This window comes from Mycolicibacterium sichuanense (genome assembly GCF_033741125.1).
Classification (GTDB): Bacteria; Actinomycetota; Actinomycetes; order Mycobacteriales; family Mycobacteriaceae; genus Mycobacterium.
The window spans coordinates 425544-440671 of record NZ_JAWQPU010000005.1; the positions used below are offsets into that span (position 1 = coordinate 425544).

The following is a 15128-nucleotide window of genomic DNA, read 5'->3' on the forward strand; positions in this document are numbered from 1 at the left end:
TCCGAAGGGAGTTAGTGTTCCCCATCCACCGTCGACGACGACGGCCGATGATTCATCTAGCCAGCTGCTCACGCGGCACTAGCGCCTAGTCACCGCGCTTACCTTCACGAAGGTGCTCGACAGAGGGACGACTGCTCGACGATCAGACTTGTATCGCCGCAAATGCGCTTGAGCCAAAAGGACTTTCCGTGAGCGAATTCACCGAGACCATGTTCGCCAATGCGCATGCGAGTCGCAACGGCATGACCACTGGCGACCCCGGTACGCCGGTACGACACACTTGGAAACAGGTCTACGAGCGCGCCCGCCGGATCTCCGGTGGGCTGGAGGCTGCAGGCATCGGACACGGTGATGCCGTAGCGGTGCTCGCCGGCGCCCCCGTCGAGATCGCGCCTGCCGCGCAGGGCATCTGGATGCGGGGTGCCAGCCTGACCATGTTGCATCAGCCGACGCCCCGCACCGATCTGCAACGCTGGGCCAAGGAGACCACCGACGTCATCGGCATGATCGAGGCCAGTGCCGTCGTCGTCTCCGATCCGTTCATGCTTGCCGCGCCCGTGCTCGCCGAACGTGGCATTCGCGTGCTCACCATCGCCGAATTGCTCGAAAGCGAACCGATCGACCCGGTCCAGACCGAGGACACCGACCTCGCACTCATGCAGCTGACATCCGGATCCACGGGTTTCCCCAAGGCCGTGTGCATCTCACACGCCAACATCGTGGCCAATGCCGAAGCGATGTTCGTCGGCGCGCACTTCGACACCGACACCGACGTGATCGTCAGCTGGCTGCCGTGCTTTCACGACATGGGCATGACCGGCTTCCTCACCGTCCCGATGTACTTCGGCGCCGAATTGGTGAAGGTCACGCCGATGGACTTCCTCGGCGACATCCTGCTGTGGGCGAAGCTGATCGACAAGTACCGGGGCACGATGACCGCGGCGCCCAACTTCGCCTACAACCTGCTGGCCAAGCGGTTGCGCAGGCAGGCCATCGAGAATCAGTTCGACCTGTCGTCCTTGCGCTGGGCGTTGTCCGGCGCCGAGCAGGTAGACCCCGTCGACGTCGAGGACCTCTGCGACGCCGGCGCCCCCTTCGGACTGCGCCGCGATGCGATCGTGCCCGCCTACGGCATGGCCGAGACGACGGTGGCAGTGTCGTTCACCGAGTGCGGTTCGGGCATGGTCGTCGACGAAGTCGACGCTGATCTGCTGGCCGTGTTGCACCGTGCCGTGCCTGCCACCAAGGGCAACACGCGTCGGCTGGTCGTCCTGGGCAGGCCGATCGACGGTCTCGAAGTACGCGTCGTCGACGAGGACGACGACGTGCTGGCCCCACGGGCGGTCGGCGTCCTCCAAGTCCGCGGCAAGCCGGTCACCCAGGGTTACGTCACGATGGCCGGTTTCATTGGCGCCCAGGACAAGTTGGGGTGGTATGACACGGGCGACATGGGTTATCTCACCGAGACGGGCGACGTCGTCGTCTGCGGCCGGGTGAAGGACGTCATCATCATGGCCGGCAAGAACATCTACCCCACCGACATCGAACGGGCCGCCGCGCGCGTCACCGGCGTCCGAGCCGGCTGCACGGTGGCAGTGCGGCTCGATGCCGGTCAGTCGCGCGAAACCTTCGCCGTCGCAGTGGAATCCAATGACCACGCCGATCCCGTGCAGGTGCGCCGGATCGAGCGGCAGGTGGCCCACGAGGTGTTCGCCGACGTCGACGTCCGCCCGCGCAACGTCGTGGTGCTGCAACCCGGCGTCATCCCGAAGACACCGTCGGGCAAGCTTCGACGCGCCCACGCGCTGGCGCTGGTGGACTAACTCCGCAGCGACCCGTCCGTCCTTGCGGCATCGACGATTTCGACCGCGGTGCGATAGAGCGGTGTCGCCTGGTGCTCGGCACTGACGGGAAGACCCGCGGCGATCCGCAGCAGCAAGCTGGCCAGGGCGCCGGGGGTCAGGCTGGGCACGACCAAGAGGTTGGCGCTGGCATTGCGCCCGGTGATGGCCATCAAATGCTGATGCTTGTTCTGCCAGTGCCGAGAGTTCAGATCCGGCAGGTTCTCCGACATCGACCAGTTGACCGAGATGTCGACGACCTCGCCGAGCCTGCCGTGCAGCACGCCGACCAGCTCGGAGAGCTCACCGGCCAGCCGATTGGAGCGCGGCCACCACGCGCCGTCCACCCGCCGTCCCAGCTGCGCACTCAACGTGAGTCGGACGGGACTAGCGGTCCGCCGCGTCGGCGCCGAGGTCACGACGCGATCCTCGAGGTCGTCAAGCGAAGGGTGTGGGCCATCGACGGATCCTTCGCGATTGAGGAAAGCCGTCGAGCAGGTCGGGACGGCAGTCGGATCGGATCCACGGTGATGTCACTCGTGCGGATGGGCACGACTCATCGTCGACGGCGAAGCGGCTCACTGCCGAGCCTACGCATGCCGGGGGCTGGACATCCTCCTGACCCTCGGGGTCACTACCCTCGACCCCGTGTCCGATCTCGTACTGTCCCAGGTCGAGGACCGCGTCGCCCTCATCACCGTGAACGACCCCGACCGACGCAACGCGGTGACCGCGGAGATCTCCGCGGCCTTGCGCGCGAGCATCGAGGCCGCCGAGGCCGACGACGGCGTGCACGCCGTCGTGGTCACCGGGGCCGGCAAGGCGTTCTGCGCGGGCGCCGACCTCAGTGCCCTCGGGGCGGCAGCCGAGGACGGACTCCGGGTGATCTACGACGGCTTCCTGGCGGTCGCCAACTGCACGCTGCCCACGATCGCGGCGGTGAACGGGCCGGCCGTTGGGGCCGGACTGAACCTCGCGCTGGCCGCCGACGTGCGCATCTCCGGCCCCGGTGCGCTGTACGACCCGCGATTCCAGAAGCTCGGCATCCATCCCGGTGGCGGCGCGACGTGGATGCTGCAACGCGCGGTCGGGCCGCAAGTCGCCCGCGCCGCACTGCTGTTCGGCATGCGTTTCGACGCCGAGGCGTCGCTGCGGTACGGCCTGGCGTTGCAGGTCGCCGACGACCCCGTCGCCGCCGCCCGCACGCTCGCGGCGGGTCCCGCCGCAGCTCCGCGAGATGTGGTCCTCGCGACGAAGGCATCCATGCGGGCCACCATCGACCCCGGAACCGTCGACACCGACCAGCACCGCATCGCGGTCGACGTCGAGATCGGTCCGCAGGCCGCATCGATCGAGTCCCCGGAGTTCGCAGCCAGATTGGCGGCCGCCAAGCGCAAATAGCGCTACAGCGGTGGCGCGAGCGCGGCGATGCGTCGTGCCCGCCGTAGCACGGGCATGTCCACCATGTGTCCCTCGAACTGGAAGACGCCACGCTGCGATCGCGCCGCGTCGAGGACCTCGCGCGCCCACCGCGCCTGCTCCGCGCTCGGCGTGTACGCGGCTCTGATGACCGCCACCTGTGTCGGGTGGATCGCGACCTTGGCATCGAATCCCACCGCGACCGCGTCGTCGGTCTCCGCGCGCAACCCGTCGAGGTCCTTGATGTCGAGGTACACCGAATCCAGGGCCATCCGCCCATGAGCCTTGGCCGCCAGCAGACTCCGCGACCGGACGTGCGTGGCGACGTCGCGGTAGCTGCCGTCGGCATGCCGGTTCGACGTGCCACCCAGCACCGCGAACAGATCCTCGGCGCCCCACATCACGGCCGCGGCATTGTCGACGCGGGCGAGATCGGCGACGGACAGTGCACCCAAGGGAGTTTCGACGAGCACCACCACCTCGCGAGGAGCCAGCGACGCCACCTGCTGCACCGTCTCGGCCTTGGCCAGCATGACGGTCGCGTAATCGGTCGCGGCCAGTGCCTCGACGTCGCGCGGATGGTCGGGCGTGCCGACGGGGTTGACCCGCACGACGGTGCGTGCCGGATCCAGCGGGGTCGTCGTCAAGGCCCGGCGGGCGGCCTCGCGATCCTTTGCCGCTACCCCGTCCTCGAGATCGAGGATCACGACATCGGCTGCGGCCGCGGCCTTCTCGAACCGTTCGGGGCGGTCGGCCGGGCAGAAGAGCCAGCCGGGACCGGTCGGCGCGAGGCTCACCGCCCGTCCTCGGGCCGCTTGCGCACCATGGTCTTTCGCGATGCCGTCGCCACCACGTCACCGTGCTGGTTGCGGCCGGTGTGGGCGAAGGTCACGATGCCCTCCCCGGGGCGGCTCTTCGATTCCCGCTTGTCGGTCACCTCGGTCTCCGCGTACAGCGTGTCGCCGTGGAACAGCGGCTTGGGGAAGGCCACCTCGCCGAACCCCAGGTTGCCGACGATCGTGCCCTGCGTCAGCTGGGCCACCGACAACCCCACCAGGGTTGACAGCGTGAACATCGAGTTCACCAGCCGCTGGTGAAACGGCGGCAGCGCGTCGGCGAATGCCGCGTCCAGATGCAGCGCCTGCGTGTTCATGGTCAACGTGGTGAAGAGCACGTTGTCGGCCTCGGTGATGGTGCGGCCCGGCCGGTGTTGGTACAGCACACCGGGTTCGAACTCCTCGAACCACAGACCGCGCTGGACCACGACTCTGGGCGGATCCTCCCGTCGCGTCACAGACCCGCCTCCCTCGCGATCAGCATCAGCTGCACCTCGGTGGTGCCCTCGCCGATCTCGAGGATCTTGCTGTCGCGGTAGTGGCGCGCCACCAGGTACTCGTTCATGAAACCGTAGCCGCCGAACACCTGGGTCGCGTCGCGGGCGTTGTCCATCGCGGCTTCACTGGCGACGAGTTTGGCGATCGCGGCTGCCTTCTTGAACGGCTTGCCCGCCAACATGAGTGCGGCGGCGTCGTAGTAGGCGGTGCGCGCGGCATACGCGCGGGCCTCCATGCGGGCAATCTTGAACGAGACCGCCTGGTAGGTGCCGATCGCCACCCCGAACGCCTCGCGCTCCTTGGCATACTTGACGCATTCGTCGACGCAGCCCTGCGCGACACCGACCGACAGCGCGGCGATCGCGATGCGTCCCTCGTCGAGGATGCGTAGGAAGTTGGCGTAGCCGCGGCCCTGCTCGCCCAGCAGATTGTCCTGCGGCACCCGAACGTCGTCGAAGCTCAGCGGGTGGGTGTCCGAGGCATTCCAGCCGACCTTGTCGTACGCCGGTTCGGCGGTGAAACCCGGCGTGGGCACCGGCACCAGGATCGACGAGATTTGCTTGCGCCCTTCGACCTCCCCCGTCACGGCGGTCACGGTCACCAGTTTGGTGATGTCGGTGCCCGAGTTGGTGATGAACTGCTTGGAGCCGTTGATCACCCAGTGCCCGTCGTCGAGTCTGGCGGTGGTCCTGGTGGCCCCCGCGTCCGTCCCGCCGCCGGCCTCGGTCAGGCCGAACGCGCCGAGCGCCTTACCGCTGGCCAGCAGCGGCAGCCATTCCCGCTTCTGCGCGTCGGTGCCGAACCGGTACACCGGCATGGCGCCGAGGGAGACTCCGGCCTCCAGCGTGATGGCCACGCTCTGGTCGACCTTGCCGAGTTCCTCCAGCGCCAGGCATAGCGCGAAGTAGTCTCCGCCCATGCCGCCGTACTCCTCGGGGAACGGCAGCCCGAACAGCCCCATGTCGGCCATCCCCGCGGCGACCTCGTACGGAAACGTGTGCTCGGCATCGTGTTTGGCCGATACCGGAGCCACCACGCTGCGCGCGAAGTCCCGCACGGTCTTGGCCAGTTGTTCGTAGTGGTCCGGCAGCGTGCCGGTGGAGAGGAAGTCGGTCATGGCTGTGTTGTCTCCTCGGGTGTGGCGATGATGCGGGCCAGCGGCTGGCCCACCTTGACCTGGTCGCCGACGGCGACGAGTAGTGCGACGACGCCGTCGACGGGCGCGGCCAGCGCATGTTCCATCTTCATGGCCTCCACGGTGACCACCACCGCCCCCGCCGTCACCGGGTCACCGTCGGCGACCCCGACCGCCACCACCGCACCCGGCATGGGGCTGACGAGTTCGGCGTCGCCCCCGTGTACGTCGTCGGGCCGCACCGGCGCCTCGTGTACCTCATCGAGCGGGACCACTCCGCGCTCGCCGGCCAGCCAGATCCGATGCTCCCCGGCGGCTACGCGGTAGCGGAGGCGCAAGCCGTCCAGGGTGATCACCAGGCCGTCCTCCTCGAGGGAGGCCGTCAGCGATCGCGCGTCACCGCCCTCCACGGTGACGGTGGCGGCGTGGGGACTGCCGACGATCTCGACGTGGTCGATGCGCTCGCCGGACCGCAGTCGCAGCACCGTCGCCGCGGCGCGACCCATCCGCCAGCCCGAGGGCACCGCCCAGGGGTCCGCGGTCGCCGCAACCGCAGCGCGCGGCCAACGCGAGAGCCATCGGTAGGCGGCCGCGGCGGCGAACTCCTCGTCGCTGGCGGACGTCGCGATGAAGTCCCCGACCCGACGGTCGAGCAGGCCGGTGTCGAGCCGGCCGGCGGCCACCGCCGGGTCGGCGAGCAGGAAGCGCAGGAAGTCCACGTTGGTGACCACCCCGAGCACCGCGGTGTCCCCGAGCGCGCGATCCAGGCCGCGCAGCGCCTCGGCACGATCGGCACCGTGGGCGATCACCTTGGCCAGCATCGGGTCGTAGTCGCTGCCGACCGCGGTGCCCGCGTACAGACCCGAGTCGACGCGAATGCCAGCACCGCGGGGCTCGTGCACCGCGAGCACGTCGCCACCGGTCGGCAGGAAGCCCCTGGCCGGATCCTCGGCGTACACCCGGGCCTCGACGGCGTGTCCGGTCAGCACGACGTCGTCCTGGGCGAGCGAGAGCTTCTCCCCCGCGGCGATCCGCACCTGCCACTCCACCAGGTCGACACCGGTGACCATCTCGGTCACGGGATGCTCGACCTGCAACCGGGTGTTCATCTCCATGAAGAAGAACTCGTCGGGACGGTCTGCGCCGACGATGAATTCGACGGTGCCGGCGCCGACGTAGTCGACGCTGCGGGCGGTGGCGCACGCCGCTTCGCCGATGCGCGCGCGGGTGGCCGCGTCGAGCAGCGGGGACGGCGCCTCCTCGACGACCTTCTGGTGGCGGCGCTGCAGGCTGCATTCCCGCTCGCCGAGATGGATGACGTTGCCGTGGCCGTCGGCGAGCACCTGGACTTCGATGTGCCTGGGCGTCAAGACGAATCGCTCGAGGAACAGGGTGTCGTCGCCGAAGGTGGCCGCAGATTCGCGGCGTGCAGAGACCAGGGCAGCCGGCAATTCATCGGGGCGCTCGACCATGCGCATGCCCTTGCCGCCACCACCAGCCGACGGCTTGACGAGCACCGGGTACCCGATGTCGTCGGCGGCGGTGATCAACTCGGCATCGGTCAACCCCGGTCTGGCGAGTCCCGGCACCACGGGCACGCCGAAGCGGGAGACGGTGTCCTTGGCGGTGATCTTGTCACCCATGGTGGCGATCGCGCGCGCGGGCGGCCCGATGAAGAGGATGCCCGCACGCTCCAGTTCGGTCGCGAAATCGGCATTCTCCGAGAGGAATCCGTAACCGGGATGGACGGCGTCGGCTCCGCAGCGCAGCGCCGCGCCGACGACGGCCTCGACGTTCAGGTAGCTCAGCCGGGCCGGTGCGGGGCCAAGGCGCACGGCGGCGTCGGCCTCGGCGACGTGACGCGCCCCGGCGTCGGCGTCGCTGTAGACGGCCACGGAGCGGATGCCCATGGCCCGCAGCGTACGAATGACCCGTACTGCGATCTCACCGCGGTTGGCGACCAGCACGGTCTGGATGTCTCTGGTGGTCACCGCGATCACATCCGGAAGACGCCGTAGGACACCGGCTCCAAGGGAGCCTGTGCCGCAACCGAAAGAGCAAGTCCCACGACGGTTCTGGTGTCGGCGGGGTCGATGACGCCGTCGTCCCACAGCCGAGCGGTGGAGTAGTACGGGTTGCCCTGCTGCTCGTACTGCTCGCGGATCGGCGCCTTGAATGCCTCGGCCTCCTCGGGGGTCATGTCGCCGCGGACCGTCGCCAGCACCGAGGCGGCCTGCTCACCACCCATCACCGAGATTCGTGCATTGGGCCACATCCACAGGAATCGCGGCGAATACGCCCGCCCGCACATCGAGTAGTTTCCCGCGCCGTACGATCCACCGATCACCACGGTCAGCTTCGGCACCCGGGCGCAGGCCACTGCGGTCACCATCTTGGCTCCGTGCTTGGCGATGCCACCGGCCTCGTAGTCGCGGCCCACCATGAAGCCGGCGATGTTCTGCAGGAACAGCAGCGGGACGGACCGCTTGTCGCACAGTTCGATGAAATGTGCTCCCTTGACTGCTGATTCGCCGAACAGCACGCCGTTGTTGGCCACGATGCCGACCGGATGGCCGTGCACGTGGGCGAACCCCGTGACCAGGGTGGTCCCGTACTCGGCCTTGAACTCGGCGAATTCGCCACCGTCGACCATGCGGTGGATCACCTCGTGCACGTCGTAGGGCACCTTCGAGTCGATGGGCACCACGTCGTAGAGCTCGGTCTGGTCGGCGACCGGGTCGACGGTGGGTCGCACCTCCCACGGGGTCGGCGTCCGCGGCCCGAGGGTCGCGACGATGTTGCGCACGATGCGTAGCGCGTCGCGGTCGTCGTGGGCGAGATGGTCGGTGACGCCGGACACCTTCGAGTGCAGATCACCGCCGCCGAGGTCCTCGGCCGTCACCACCTCGCCGGTGGCAGCCTTCACCAGCGGTGGCCCGCCAAGGAAGATGGTGCCCTGATTGCGCACGATCACGGCCTCGTCACTCATCGCCGGTACGTAGGCGCCGCCGGCGGTGCAGGAACCGAGCACGGCGGCGATCTGCGGAATGCCCTGGGCGCTGAGATTGGCCTGGTTGAAGAAGATCCGGCCGAAGTGGTCTCGGTCGGGGAAGACCTCGTCCTGGCGGGGCAGGAACGCGCCGCCGGAGTCGACGAGGTATAGGCATGGCAACCGGTTCTGAGCCGCAACCTCTTGGGCGCGTAGATGTTTCTTGACGGTGATCGGGTAGTACGTACCGCCCTTGACCGTGGCGTCGTTGGCCACGACCATGCATTCGCGGCCCGACACGCGGCCGATGCCGGCGATCAAGCCGGCGCCCGGGCACTGGTCGTCGTACATGCCGTCGGCGGCCAGCGGGGCCAGCTCGAGGAACGGACTACCCGGATCGAGCAGGCCGTCGACCCGGTCGCGCGGCAGCAGCTTGCCCCGCGCGACGTGACGCTCCCTGGCTCGCTCGGGACCGCCACGGGCAGCGACGGCCAGCTTCTCGCGCAACTGCGACACCAGCGAAAGGTGTTGCTCGCGATGCGATACGAGCGTTGCCATGCCCACCCCACTCAAGTTGAGTTAATGACGACTAACTGGTGTTATGTTAGTGAGCATTAACCGAAATGTCCACGAGCCCGGGGAGATGCAGATGGTGCAGACCGAGCCAGCGACCCGGCGCAGCAGAGCCAAGTCCGACCGCCGCTCGCAACTGTTGGCCGCCGCGGAGCGACTGATCGCCGAGCACGGCTACCTGGCCGTGCGGCTGGAGGACATCGGGGCGGCCGCGGGAGTGTCCGGGCCGGCGATCTACCGCCACTTCCCGAACAAGGAGGCGCTACTGGTCGAACTGCTGGTAGGGATCAGCACCCGCCTGTTGCAGGGCGCTGGCGACGTCGTCGCCCAGACCGTGGACCCCGCGGTCGCGCTGGACGACCTGATCGACTTTCACCTGGACTTCGTCTTCGCCGAACCGGATCTGATCCGTATTCAGGATCGCGACCTGGCGCACTTGCCTGCCGCGGCCAAGCGGCAGGTGCGGCGGGCGCAGCGGCAGTACGTCGAGGTGTGGGTGGACGTTCTGCGCCAGCTCTCGACGTCGTTGGAGGAGGACGCGGCGCGGTTGATGGCCCATGCCACCTTCGGCCTGCTGAACTCGACGCCGCACAGCGTCAAGCCGGGCGCGGTATCGGACTCGCGCGCGCTGCTACGGGCGATGACGCTGGGCGCCCTCGCCTCGGCGCGCGGCTCCTAGTACCAGACCCGACGGCCGCCGACGGCATGCCCCGCAGCGCCGAGCAGCCAGAACACCGCCCCGACCACCAGCGCCACGACGCCGACGTAGGTGAGGACCGGCATGGTGAAGATCAAGCCGAGGACGACGAGGACGACACCGAGGGCAATCATGCTGACTCCTTCTCAGATCCGGCTGCCTACTTGTTGGGGGCGGGGATGTCGAGGTTGCAGTCGGTGACCTTCGGATTGATGTCACCGACCCAGTTGAGCGGTCCGGCCACCACGTTGAGGGCAATGGTTCCCGCTGTCGCGCAATTGTTCTGGCCGCTGGCGAAGTACCCGCGGTCGTAGGCGGCGTAGGCACCGAGCAGCAACCAGACGAGCACGATCACACCGAGTATTCCGCTACCACGCATGCCCTGACCTCCATGGTCCCCTTGCGCCACGCCGGCGTCGCCTAGGTTTACCCGGCCGGCAATCGAGCCAAACCCCCGGCAGTCGCTGCGATCGGGGCGACGGGAGTCCGCAAGCAACGCAGGTACCCTGCAGACATGAGGTGGACATGACGGATCCATCACGCCGCGATGGGTGGGGCCAGGAGCATCCCGGTACCTACAACTACCCCGCCTTCCCGGGGTCGCCGTACGGACAGCAACCGAGCCAATCCCCGGCGAACGACCCGGGGCCCACCGAACATCTCCCCGCCTACTCGCCCTACGGGTACGACCCCCGGGCGACGGGTCAGTACGGTGTGCCGCCCAACCCTCCGGGTGGCATGCCACCCGAGCCGCCCAAACCAGGCGGGCCCAATCCCCGCCGCTGGCTCTGGGTGCTTGCTGGCACGGGGCTGCTGATCGTCCTTGGCCTCGTGATCGGTCTGGTCATCGTCAACAGCGCGCAGCAGAACACGGTGGTGGCACCCCCGCAGACGCCGATCGAACCCACCATGACCGTTCCGATCCCCACGACGACGACGCGGACGCCCACCACCCCCAGGAGCACGACGCCGAGTCCGACGACGAGTCGGGCCGTCCCGCCACCGGACCAGACCGACCCCGGTGGCACGCACACGGTCGTCTACTCGGTGGCGGGCGAGGGCCGGGCGATCAGCATCCTCTACCTCGACAGCGGAGGCGTCCTGCAGACGGAGTTCAACGTCCTGCTGCCATGGACCAAGGAGGTGCAGTTGACCGGTCAGGCCAACAGCACGGCGAGCGTCAGCATCGTCAACGTCGGCCGCCAGCTCACCTGCTCGATCACGATCGACGGCACCGAGACCCAGCAGAACACCGGGACCGGCCTGACGTTGTGCACGTCACTGGGCACGCGCTGAATCGTCGCTACCCGCGCCGGTCGTTCGCCGGGACCCGTACGCCCACGATCGCGAGCAGCCCCATCACCAGCACCGTGATCAGTCCGCCGAGGCCGGCCCGGTTCGCACCGAACAGGTCGATGAAGGTGAAGAACAGCAGCGGCGCAATGAACGAGACCGCGCGGCCCGTCGTCGTGTAGAGGCCGAACGCCACACCCTCCTTGCCCTCGGTCGACATCCGCATCATCATCGTGCGCGCCGAGGATTGGGTGGGGCCGACGAACAGGCACAGCAACAGCCCGCAAATCCAAAAAGCCAGTGCGCCGGACAGATTCAGCAAGACCATTCCGACCACCACCATGGCGCTCAGGGAGCCGACGATGACGGGCTTGGACCCGACGCGGTCATCGAGCAGACCCCCGAGGACGGCACCGATCCCGGCGATCACGCACGCGCACACGCCGAACAGCAGGACGTCGGCCGACGATACCCCGAAGACCGTGACGCCGAGGACGGCACCGAAGGTGAAGATGCCAGTCAGACCGTCCCGAAACACCGCGCTGGCCAACAGGTAGTAGACGACGTTGTGGTCGCGGCGCCACTCCCCCTTCACCTCGATCCACAGCGCGCGGTAGGCACCGAAGACGCCGACCATCGGCGGGCGTTCCTCGGTGTCCAGGGTCCTGGACGTGACGAGCAACGGCAGCGCGAACAGCGTGAACCAGGCGGCGGTCAGCAGTACGGCCGCACGCACGTTCTGCCCGTCGTCGTGCGGCAGGCCGAGCAGGCCACGACCGTCGCCGTCACCGGTGATGAAACCCAGGTAGACGATGACCAGTAACAGGACGCTGCCGAAGTAGCCTGCTGCCGAACCGAATCCAGAGATCCGCCCGGAGGTGTCCGGGGTCGACAGCTGCCGCAGCATGGCGTTGTACGGCACCGTGGCCAGATCGCTGAAGGCCGCGGTGCACGCCAGCAGCACCAGCCCCGGCCACAGGTAGTGGTAGTCGGCCCGGATCAGGCTCATCGCCGAGGTGAGGGCGACGACGACACCGGTCAGCAACGTCAGCACGGTGCGGCGCCGGTGCGGCGCGTCGACCAGGACGCCGGTGGCCGGCGCGAGGGCGGCGACGAACAATCCAGCGATGGTCAACACCCGGCCCAACCAGCTCGCCGGCGTCGTCGGCCCCGGCAATCCGGCCCCGACCTGTTCGGTGAGGTAGACAGAGTAGACGAACGTCACGACGATCGCGTTGACCCCGGTGGCGCCGCAATCCCACAGCGCCCAGGCGATGACGGGGAGGCGCCCCGCGGTCCGTACACCCGCGGGGTTGGTCATGAACGCACTCTATTGGTACCTACGATTGGGCCCATGCCCGTACCCGCTCCCAGTCCCGACGCGCGCGCCGTCGTCACCGGCGCCTCGCAGAACATCGGTGAGGCCCTGGCCACCGAGCTCGCCGCGCGGGGCCACCACCTGATCATCACCGCCCGCCGCGCCGAGGTGCTAGAGGCACTGGCCGATCGCCTGACCCAGCGTTACGGCGTGACCGTCGAGGTGCGCGCGGTGGACCTCGTCGACCCCGCACAGCGCGACGAACTGTGCACCGAGCTCGCGCAGCGCAACGTCTCCATCCTGTGCGCCAACGCGGGCACCGCGACCTTCGGCCCGGTGGCCAACCTCGACCCCGCCGGGGAGAAGGCGCAGGTTCAGCTCAACGTGCTCGGCGTGCACGACCTGGTGCTGGCCGTGCTTCCCGGCATGGTCGCGCGGCGGGCGGGCGGCATCCTGATCTCCGGGTCTGCGGCGGGCAACTCCCCGATCCCCAACAACGCCACCTATGCAGCATCCAAGGCGTTCGCGAACACGTTCAGCGAATCGCTGCGCGGCGAGGTGAAGTCGCACGGCATCCACGTCACCGTGCTGGCGCCGGGGCCGGTGCGCACCGAACTGCCCGACCCCGACGAGCAGTCCCTGGTCGAGAAGCTGATCCCGGACTTCCTCTGGATCTCCACCGAACACACCGCGAGGGTGTCCCTGGATGGCTTGGAGCGCAACAAGATGCGCGTGGTACCCGGGGTGACGTCCAAGGCGATGTCGGTGGCCAGCGGCTACGCGCCGCGCTCCATCGTCACCCCGATCGTCGGGGCGGTCTACAAGAAGCTCGGCGGCGACTAGCGCCGTCGGCGGTTGCTGGTGCCGAACACGCTGCGGGTGATCTCGCGGCCGGCCACCGTCGCCGCCGACCGCAGGAAGCTCTTGAACGCCGAGCTCTGCAGCACCTCCTGGACCACGCTGGTGCCCTCGGAGTCCGACGACCGGCCCCTGGCCTGACCCGACGCGCTGGCCAGGCCGCCGTCGGACACCTGGGGTGGCAACGGCGGCGGGAGCGACGGCGCGGCGGGCGCTTCCTGCGCCGCCTTGGCGGCCAGCATCTCGAAGGCCGACGGGCGGTCGTCGGTCTGGCCGTAGGTCGCCTGCAGTGGCGAGGCCTTCGCGGCCGCGGTGATGGCGTCGTTGCCGATGGTGTCCATCAACGACCGCGGCGCCCGCATCCTGGTCCAGGCCACCGGCGTCGGGGCGCCGCGCTCGGAGAGCACCGTGACGATCGCCTCGCCGATGCCCAGCGACGTCAACGCCTCCTCCAGGTCGTAGACGCTGGTCTTCGGGTAGGTGCGCACCGTCTTGGTGAGCGCCTTCTGATCGTCGGGGGTGAACGCTCGCAGCGCGTGCTGAATCCGTGCGCCCAGCTGCGACAGCACGTTGTTGGGCACGTCGGTGGGCAGCTGGGTGCAGAAGAACACCCCGACGCCCTTGGAGCGGATCAGCTTGACGGTCTGCTCGACCTGCTCGAGGAAGGCCTTGGAGGCGTCGTTGAACAGCAGATGGGCCTCGTCGAAGAAGAACACCAGCTTGGGCTTGTCGACGTCACCGATCTCGGGAAGCGTCGTGAACAGGTCGGCCAGCACCCACATCAGGAACGTCGAGAACAGCACCGGCCGGGCCGCCTGCGCGCCAAGCTCGAGCAGCGTGATGACGCCGCGGCCCTGCGGGTCGAGTCGGATGAGGTCCTCCGGGGCCAGTTCCGGCAGGCCGAAGAAGGTGTCGCCACCCTCGGCCTCGAGGTTGATCAGCGCCCGCAAGATCACGCCCGCGGTGGCCGGGGAGACCGCGCCAAGCGCCTTGAGCTCCTCCTTGCCCTCGTCACTGGTCAACGCCTGGATGACGCCGCGGAGGTCCTTCAGGTCGTCGAGCAGCAGGCCCTTCTGGTCGGCCCAGTGAAAGATCAGCCCCAGCGTCGACTCCTGGGTGGCATTGAGCCCCAGCACCTTCGAGAGCAAAATCGGCCCGAAGCTGGTGATCGTCGCTCGCACCGGCACCCCGACGCCCTTGGTGCCGAGTGAGAGGAATTCGACGGGAAAGGCCGTCGGCGCCCAGTCATCACCGGTGTCGGTGGCGCGCTGCGTGGTCTTGTCCCCCGGCGTCCCGGCCCGCGACAGGCCCGACAGATCGCCCTTCACGTCGGCCATCACCACCGGCACGCCCGCCGCGGAGAGCTGCTCGGCGAGGACTTGCAGCGACTTGGTCTTGCCGGTGCCGGTGGCTCCGGCGACCAGGCCGTGTCGGTTGACGGTCGCCAGCGGGATCCGGACCCGAGCGCTGGGATCCACGGTGCCGTCGACGACCACCGAGCCGAGCTCGAGTGCCTGCCCGTCGAAGGCGTAACCAGCGGCGATCTGCTGCGCGGGCGCGGCAGCCGGTTCTGTGCTCATGGCACGGGACCTTACTGGCCGACGCGTCGTCGGCGACGGTATGGGCAGCCCTCGCCAGCCGGTGTCGGGCCGGGCGAATACTGTTGACCGC

15 protein-coding genes are annotated in these 15128 nt (G+C 68.6%); 5 read left to right on the forward strand and 10 right to left on the reverse strand.

What is annotated here, in order from left to right:
- Positions 1-188: 188 nt before the first annotated feature.
- Positions 189-1823, forward strand: a complete 1635-nt coding sequence (locus SBI80_RS17950; protein WP_318976151.1) for a fatty acyl-AMP ligase — start codon at positions 189-191, stop codon at positions 1821-1823.
- Here SBI80_RS17950 and SBI80_RS17955 read toward each other — a convergent pair.
- Positions 1820-2260, reverse strand: a complete 441-nt coding sequence (locus tag SBI80_RS17955) for a DUF5994 family protein (RefSeq protein ID WP_318976152.1) — start codon at positions 2258-2260, stop codon at positions 1820-1822. The two genes, SBI80_RS17950 and SBI80_RS17955, sit on opposite strands and share 4 nt — an antisense overlap.
- Positions 2261-2489: 229 nt before the next feature.
- Between SBI80_RS17955 and SBI80_RS17960 the strand changes: the two genes are divergently transcribed.
- Complete coding sequence (locus tag SBI80_RS17960; protein ID WP_318976153.1) at positions 2490-3242, forward strand: enoyl-CoA hydratase; 753 nt, start codon at positions 2490-2492, stop codon at positions 3240-3242.
- A 2-nt stretch (positions 3243-3244) separates the two neighbouring features.
- Here SBI80_RS17960 and SBI80_RS17965 read toward each other — a convergent pair whose 3' ends face one another.
- The 5 genes from SBI80_RS17965 to SBI80_RS17985 are packed head-to-tail and all read right to left on the reverse strand — an operon-like array spanning position 3245 to position 9276.
- Positions 3245-4057, reverse strand: coding sequence for an HpcH/HpaI aldolase/citrate lyase family protein (locus SBI80_RS17965; protein WP_318976154.1), 813 nt, complete (start codon positions 4055-4057; stop codon positions 3245-3247).
- A complete protein-coding gene (locus SBI80_RS17970) occupies positions 4054-4554 on the reverse strand; it encodes a MaoC family dehydratase (protein ID WP_318976155.1) in 501 nt (166 codons plus the stop codon). The genes SBI80_RS17965 and SBI80_RS17970 overlap by 4 nt, the downstream gene beginning before the upstream one ends.
- Positions 4551-5711 carry an acyl-CoA dehydrogenase family protein gene (locus SBI80_RS17975; RefSeq protein WP_318976156.1) on the reverse strand — a complete coding sequence of 387 codons (1161 nt, stop codon included), beginning with the start codon at positions 5709-5711 and terminating at the stop codon, positions 4551-4553. The genes SBI80_RS17970 and SBI80_RS17975 overlap by 4 nt, the downstream gene beginning before the upstream one ends.
- Complete coding sequence (locus SBI80_RS17980; protein WP_318976157.1) at positions 5708-7720, reverse strand: ATP-binding protein; 2013 nt, start codon at positions 7718-7720, stop codon at positions 5708-5710. The genes SBI80_RS17975 and SBI80_RS17980 overlap by 4 nt, the downstream gene beginning before the upstream one ends.
- 5 nt (positions 7721-7725) lie before the next feature.
- Positions 7726-9276, reverse strand: coding sequence for a carboxyl transferase domain-containing protein (locus SBI80_RS17985; RefSeq protein WP_318976158.1), 1551 nt, complete (start codon positions 9274-9276; stop codon positions 7726-7728).
- 91 nt (positions 9277-9367) lie between these two features.
- On the opposite strand from SBI80_RS17985, the gene SBI80_RS17990 reads away from it, so the two are divergent.
- On the forward strand, positions 9368-9970 hold the full coding sequence (locus SBI80_RS17990) for an SACE_7040 family transcriptional regulator (RefSeq protein ID WP_318976159.1): 603 nt from the start codon (positions 9368-9370) through the stop codon (positions 9968-9970).
- Here the strand turns inward: SBI80_RS17990 and SBI80_RS17995 are convergent.
- Both SBI80_RS17995 and SBI80_RS18000 read right to left on the reverse strand, forming a co-directional pair.
- On the reverse strand, positions 9967-10122 hold the full coding sequence (locus SBI80_RS17995) for a DUF6131 family protein (RefSeq protein ID WP_318976160.1): 156 nt from the start codon (positions 10120-10122) through the stop codon (positions 9967-9969). The genes SBI80_RS17990 and SBI80_RS17995 overlap by 4 nt on opposite strands.
- A gap of 26 nt (positions 10123-10148) precedes the next feature.
- Entirely contained in the window at positions 10149-10367 is a 219-nt protein-coding gene (locus tag SBI80_RS18000) for a hypothetical protein (protein ID WP_318976161.1), read from the reverse strand.
- A gap of 146 nt (positions 10368-10513) precedes the next feature.
- Between SBI80_RS18000 and SBI80_RS18005 the strand changes: the two genes are divergently transcribed.
- Positions 10514-11284 (forward strand): MmpS family transport accessory protein, encoded by a 771-nt coding sequence (locus SBI80_RS18005; protein ID WP_318976162.1) that lies wholly within the window; start codon positions 10514-10516, stop codon positions 11282-11284.
- A gap of 7 nt (positions 11285-11291) precedes the next feature.
- Here SBI80_RS18005 and SBI80_RS18010 read toward each other — a convergent pair whose 3' ends face one another.
- Positions 11292-12602, reverse strand: coding sequence for an MFS transporter (locus tag SBI80_RS18010; RefSeq protein ID WP_318976163.1), 1311 nt, complete (start codon positions 12600-12602; stop codon positions 11292-11294).
- 33 nt (positions 12603-12635) lie between these two features.
- Here SBI80_RS18010 and cmrA point away from each other — a divergent pair, with 33 nt between their 5' ends.
- Positions 12636-13442 (forward strand): mycolate reductase, encoded by an 807-nt coding sequence (cmrA, locus tag SBI80_RS18015; RefSeq protein ID WP_318976164.1) that lies wholly within the window; start codon positions 12636-12638, stop codon positions 13440-13442.
- Here cmrA and SBI80_RS18020 read toward each other — a convergent pair.
- A complete protein-coding gene (locus tag SBI80_RS18020; RefSeq protein WP_318976165.1) occupies positions 13439-15037 on the reverse strand; it encodes a helicase HerA-like domain-containing protein in 1599 nt (532 codons plus the stop codon). The genes cmrA and SBI80_RS18020 overlap by 4 nt on opposite strands.
- Positions 15038-15128 lie beyond the last annotated feature (91 nt).

What these genes read in the sequence shown, in the direction of transcription:
- SBI80_RS17975 (WP_318976156.1), bottom strand. Translation starts at nt 5,711, where the DNA reads ATGACCGACTTCCTCTCCACCGGCACGCTGCCGGACCACTACGAACAA.
- SBI80_RS17985 (WP_318976158.1), bottom strand. Translation starts at nt 9,276, where the DNA reads ATGGCAACGCTCGTATCGCATCGCGAGCAACACCTTTCGCTGGTGTCG.
- SBI80_RS17990 (WP_318976159.1), top strand. Translation starts at nt 9,368, where the DNA reads ATGGTGCAGACCGAGCCAGCGACCCGGCGCAGCAGAGCCAAGTCCGAC.
- SBI80_RS17995 (WP_318976160.1), bottom strand. Translation starts at nt 10,122, where the DNA reads ATGATTGCCCTCGGTGTCGTCCTCGTCGTCCTCGGCTTGATCTTCACC.
- SBI80_RS18000 (WP_318976161.1), bottom strand. Translation starts at nt 10,367, where the DNA reads ATGCGTGGTAGCGGAATACTCGGTGTGATCGTGCTCGTCTGGTTGCTG.
- SBI80_RS18005 (WP_318976162.1), top strand. Translation starts at nt 10,514, where the DNA reads ATGACGGATCCATCACGCCGCGATGGGTGGGGCCAGGAGCATCCCGGT.
- SBI80_RS18010 (WP_318976163.1), bottom strand. Translation starts at nt 12,602, where the DNA reads ATGACCAACCCCGCGGGTGTACGGACCGCGGGGCGCCTCCCCGTCATC.
- cmrA (WP_318976164.1), top strand. Translation starts at nt 12,636, where the DNA reads ATGCCCGTACCCGCTCCCAGTCCCGACGCGCGCGCCGTCGTCACCGGC.
- SBI80_RS18020 (WP_318976165.1), bottom strand. Translation starts at nt 15,037, where the DNA reads ATGAGCACAGAACCGGCTGCCGCGCCCGCGCAGCAGATCGCCGCTGGT.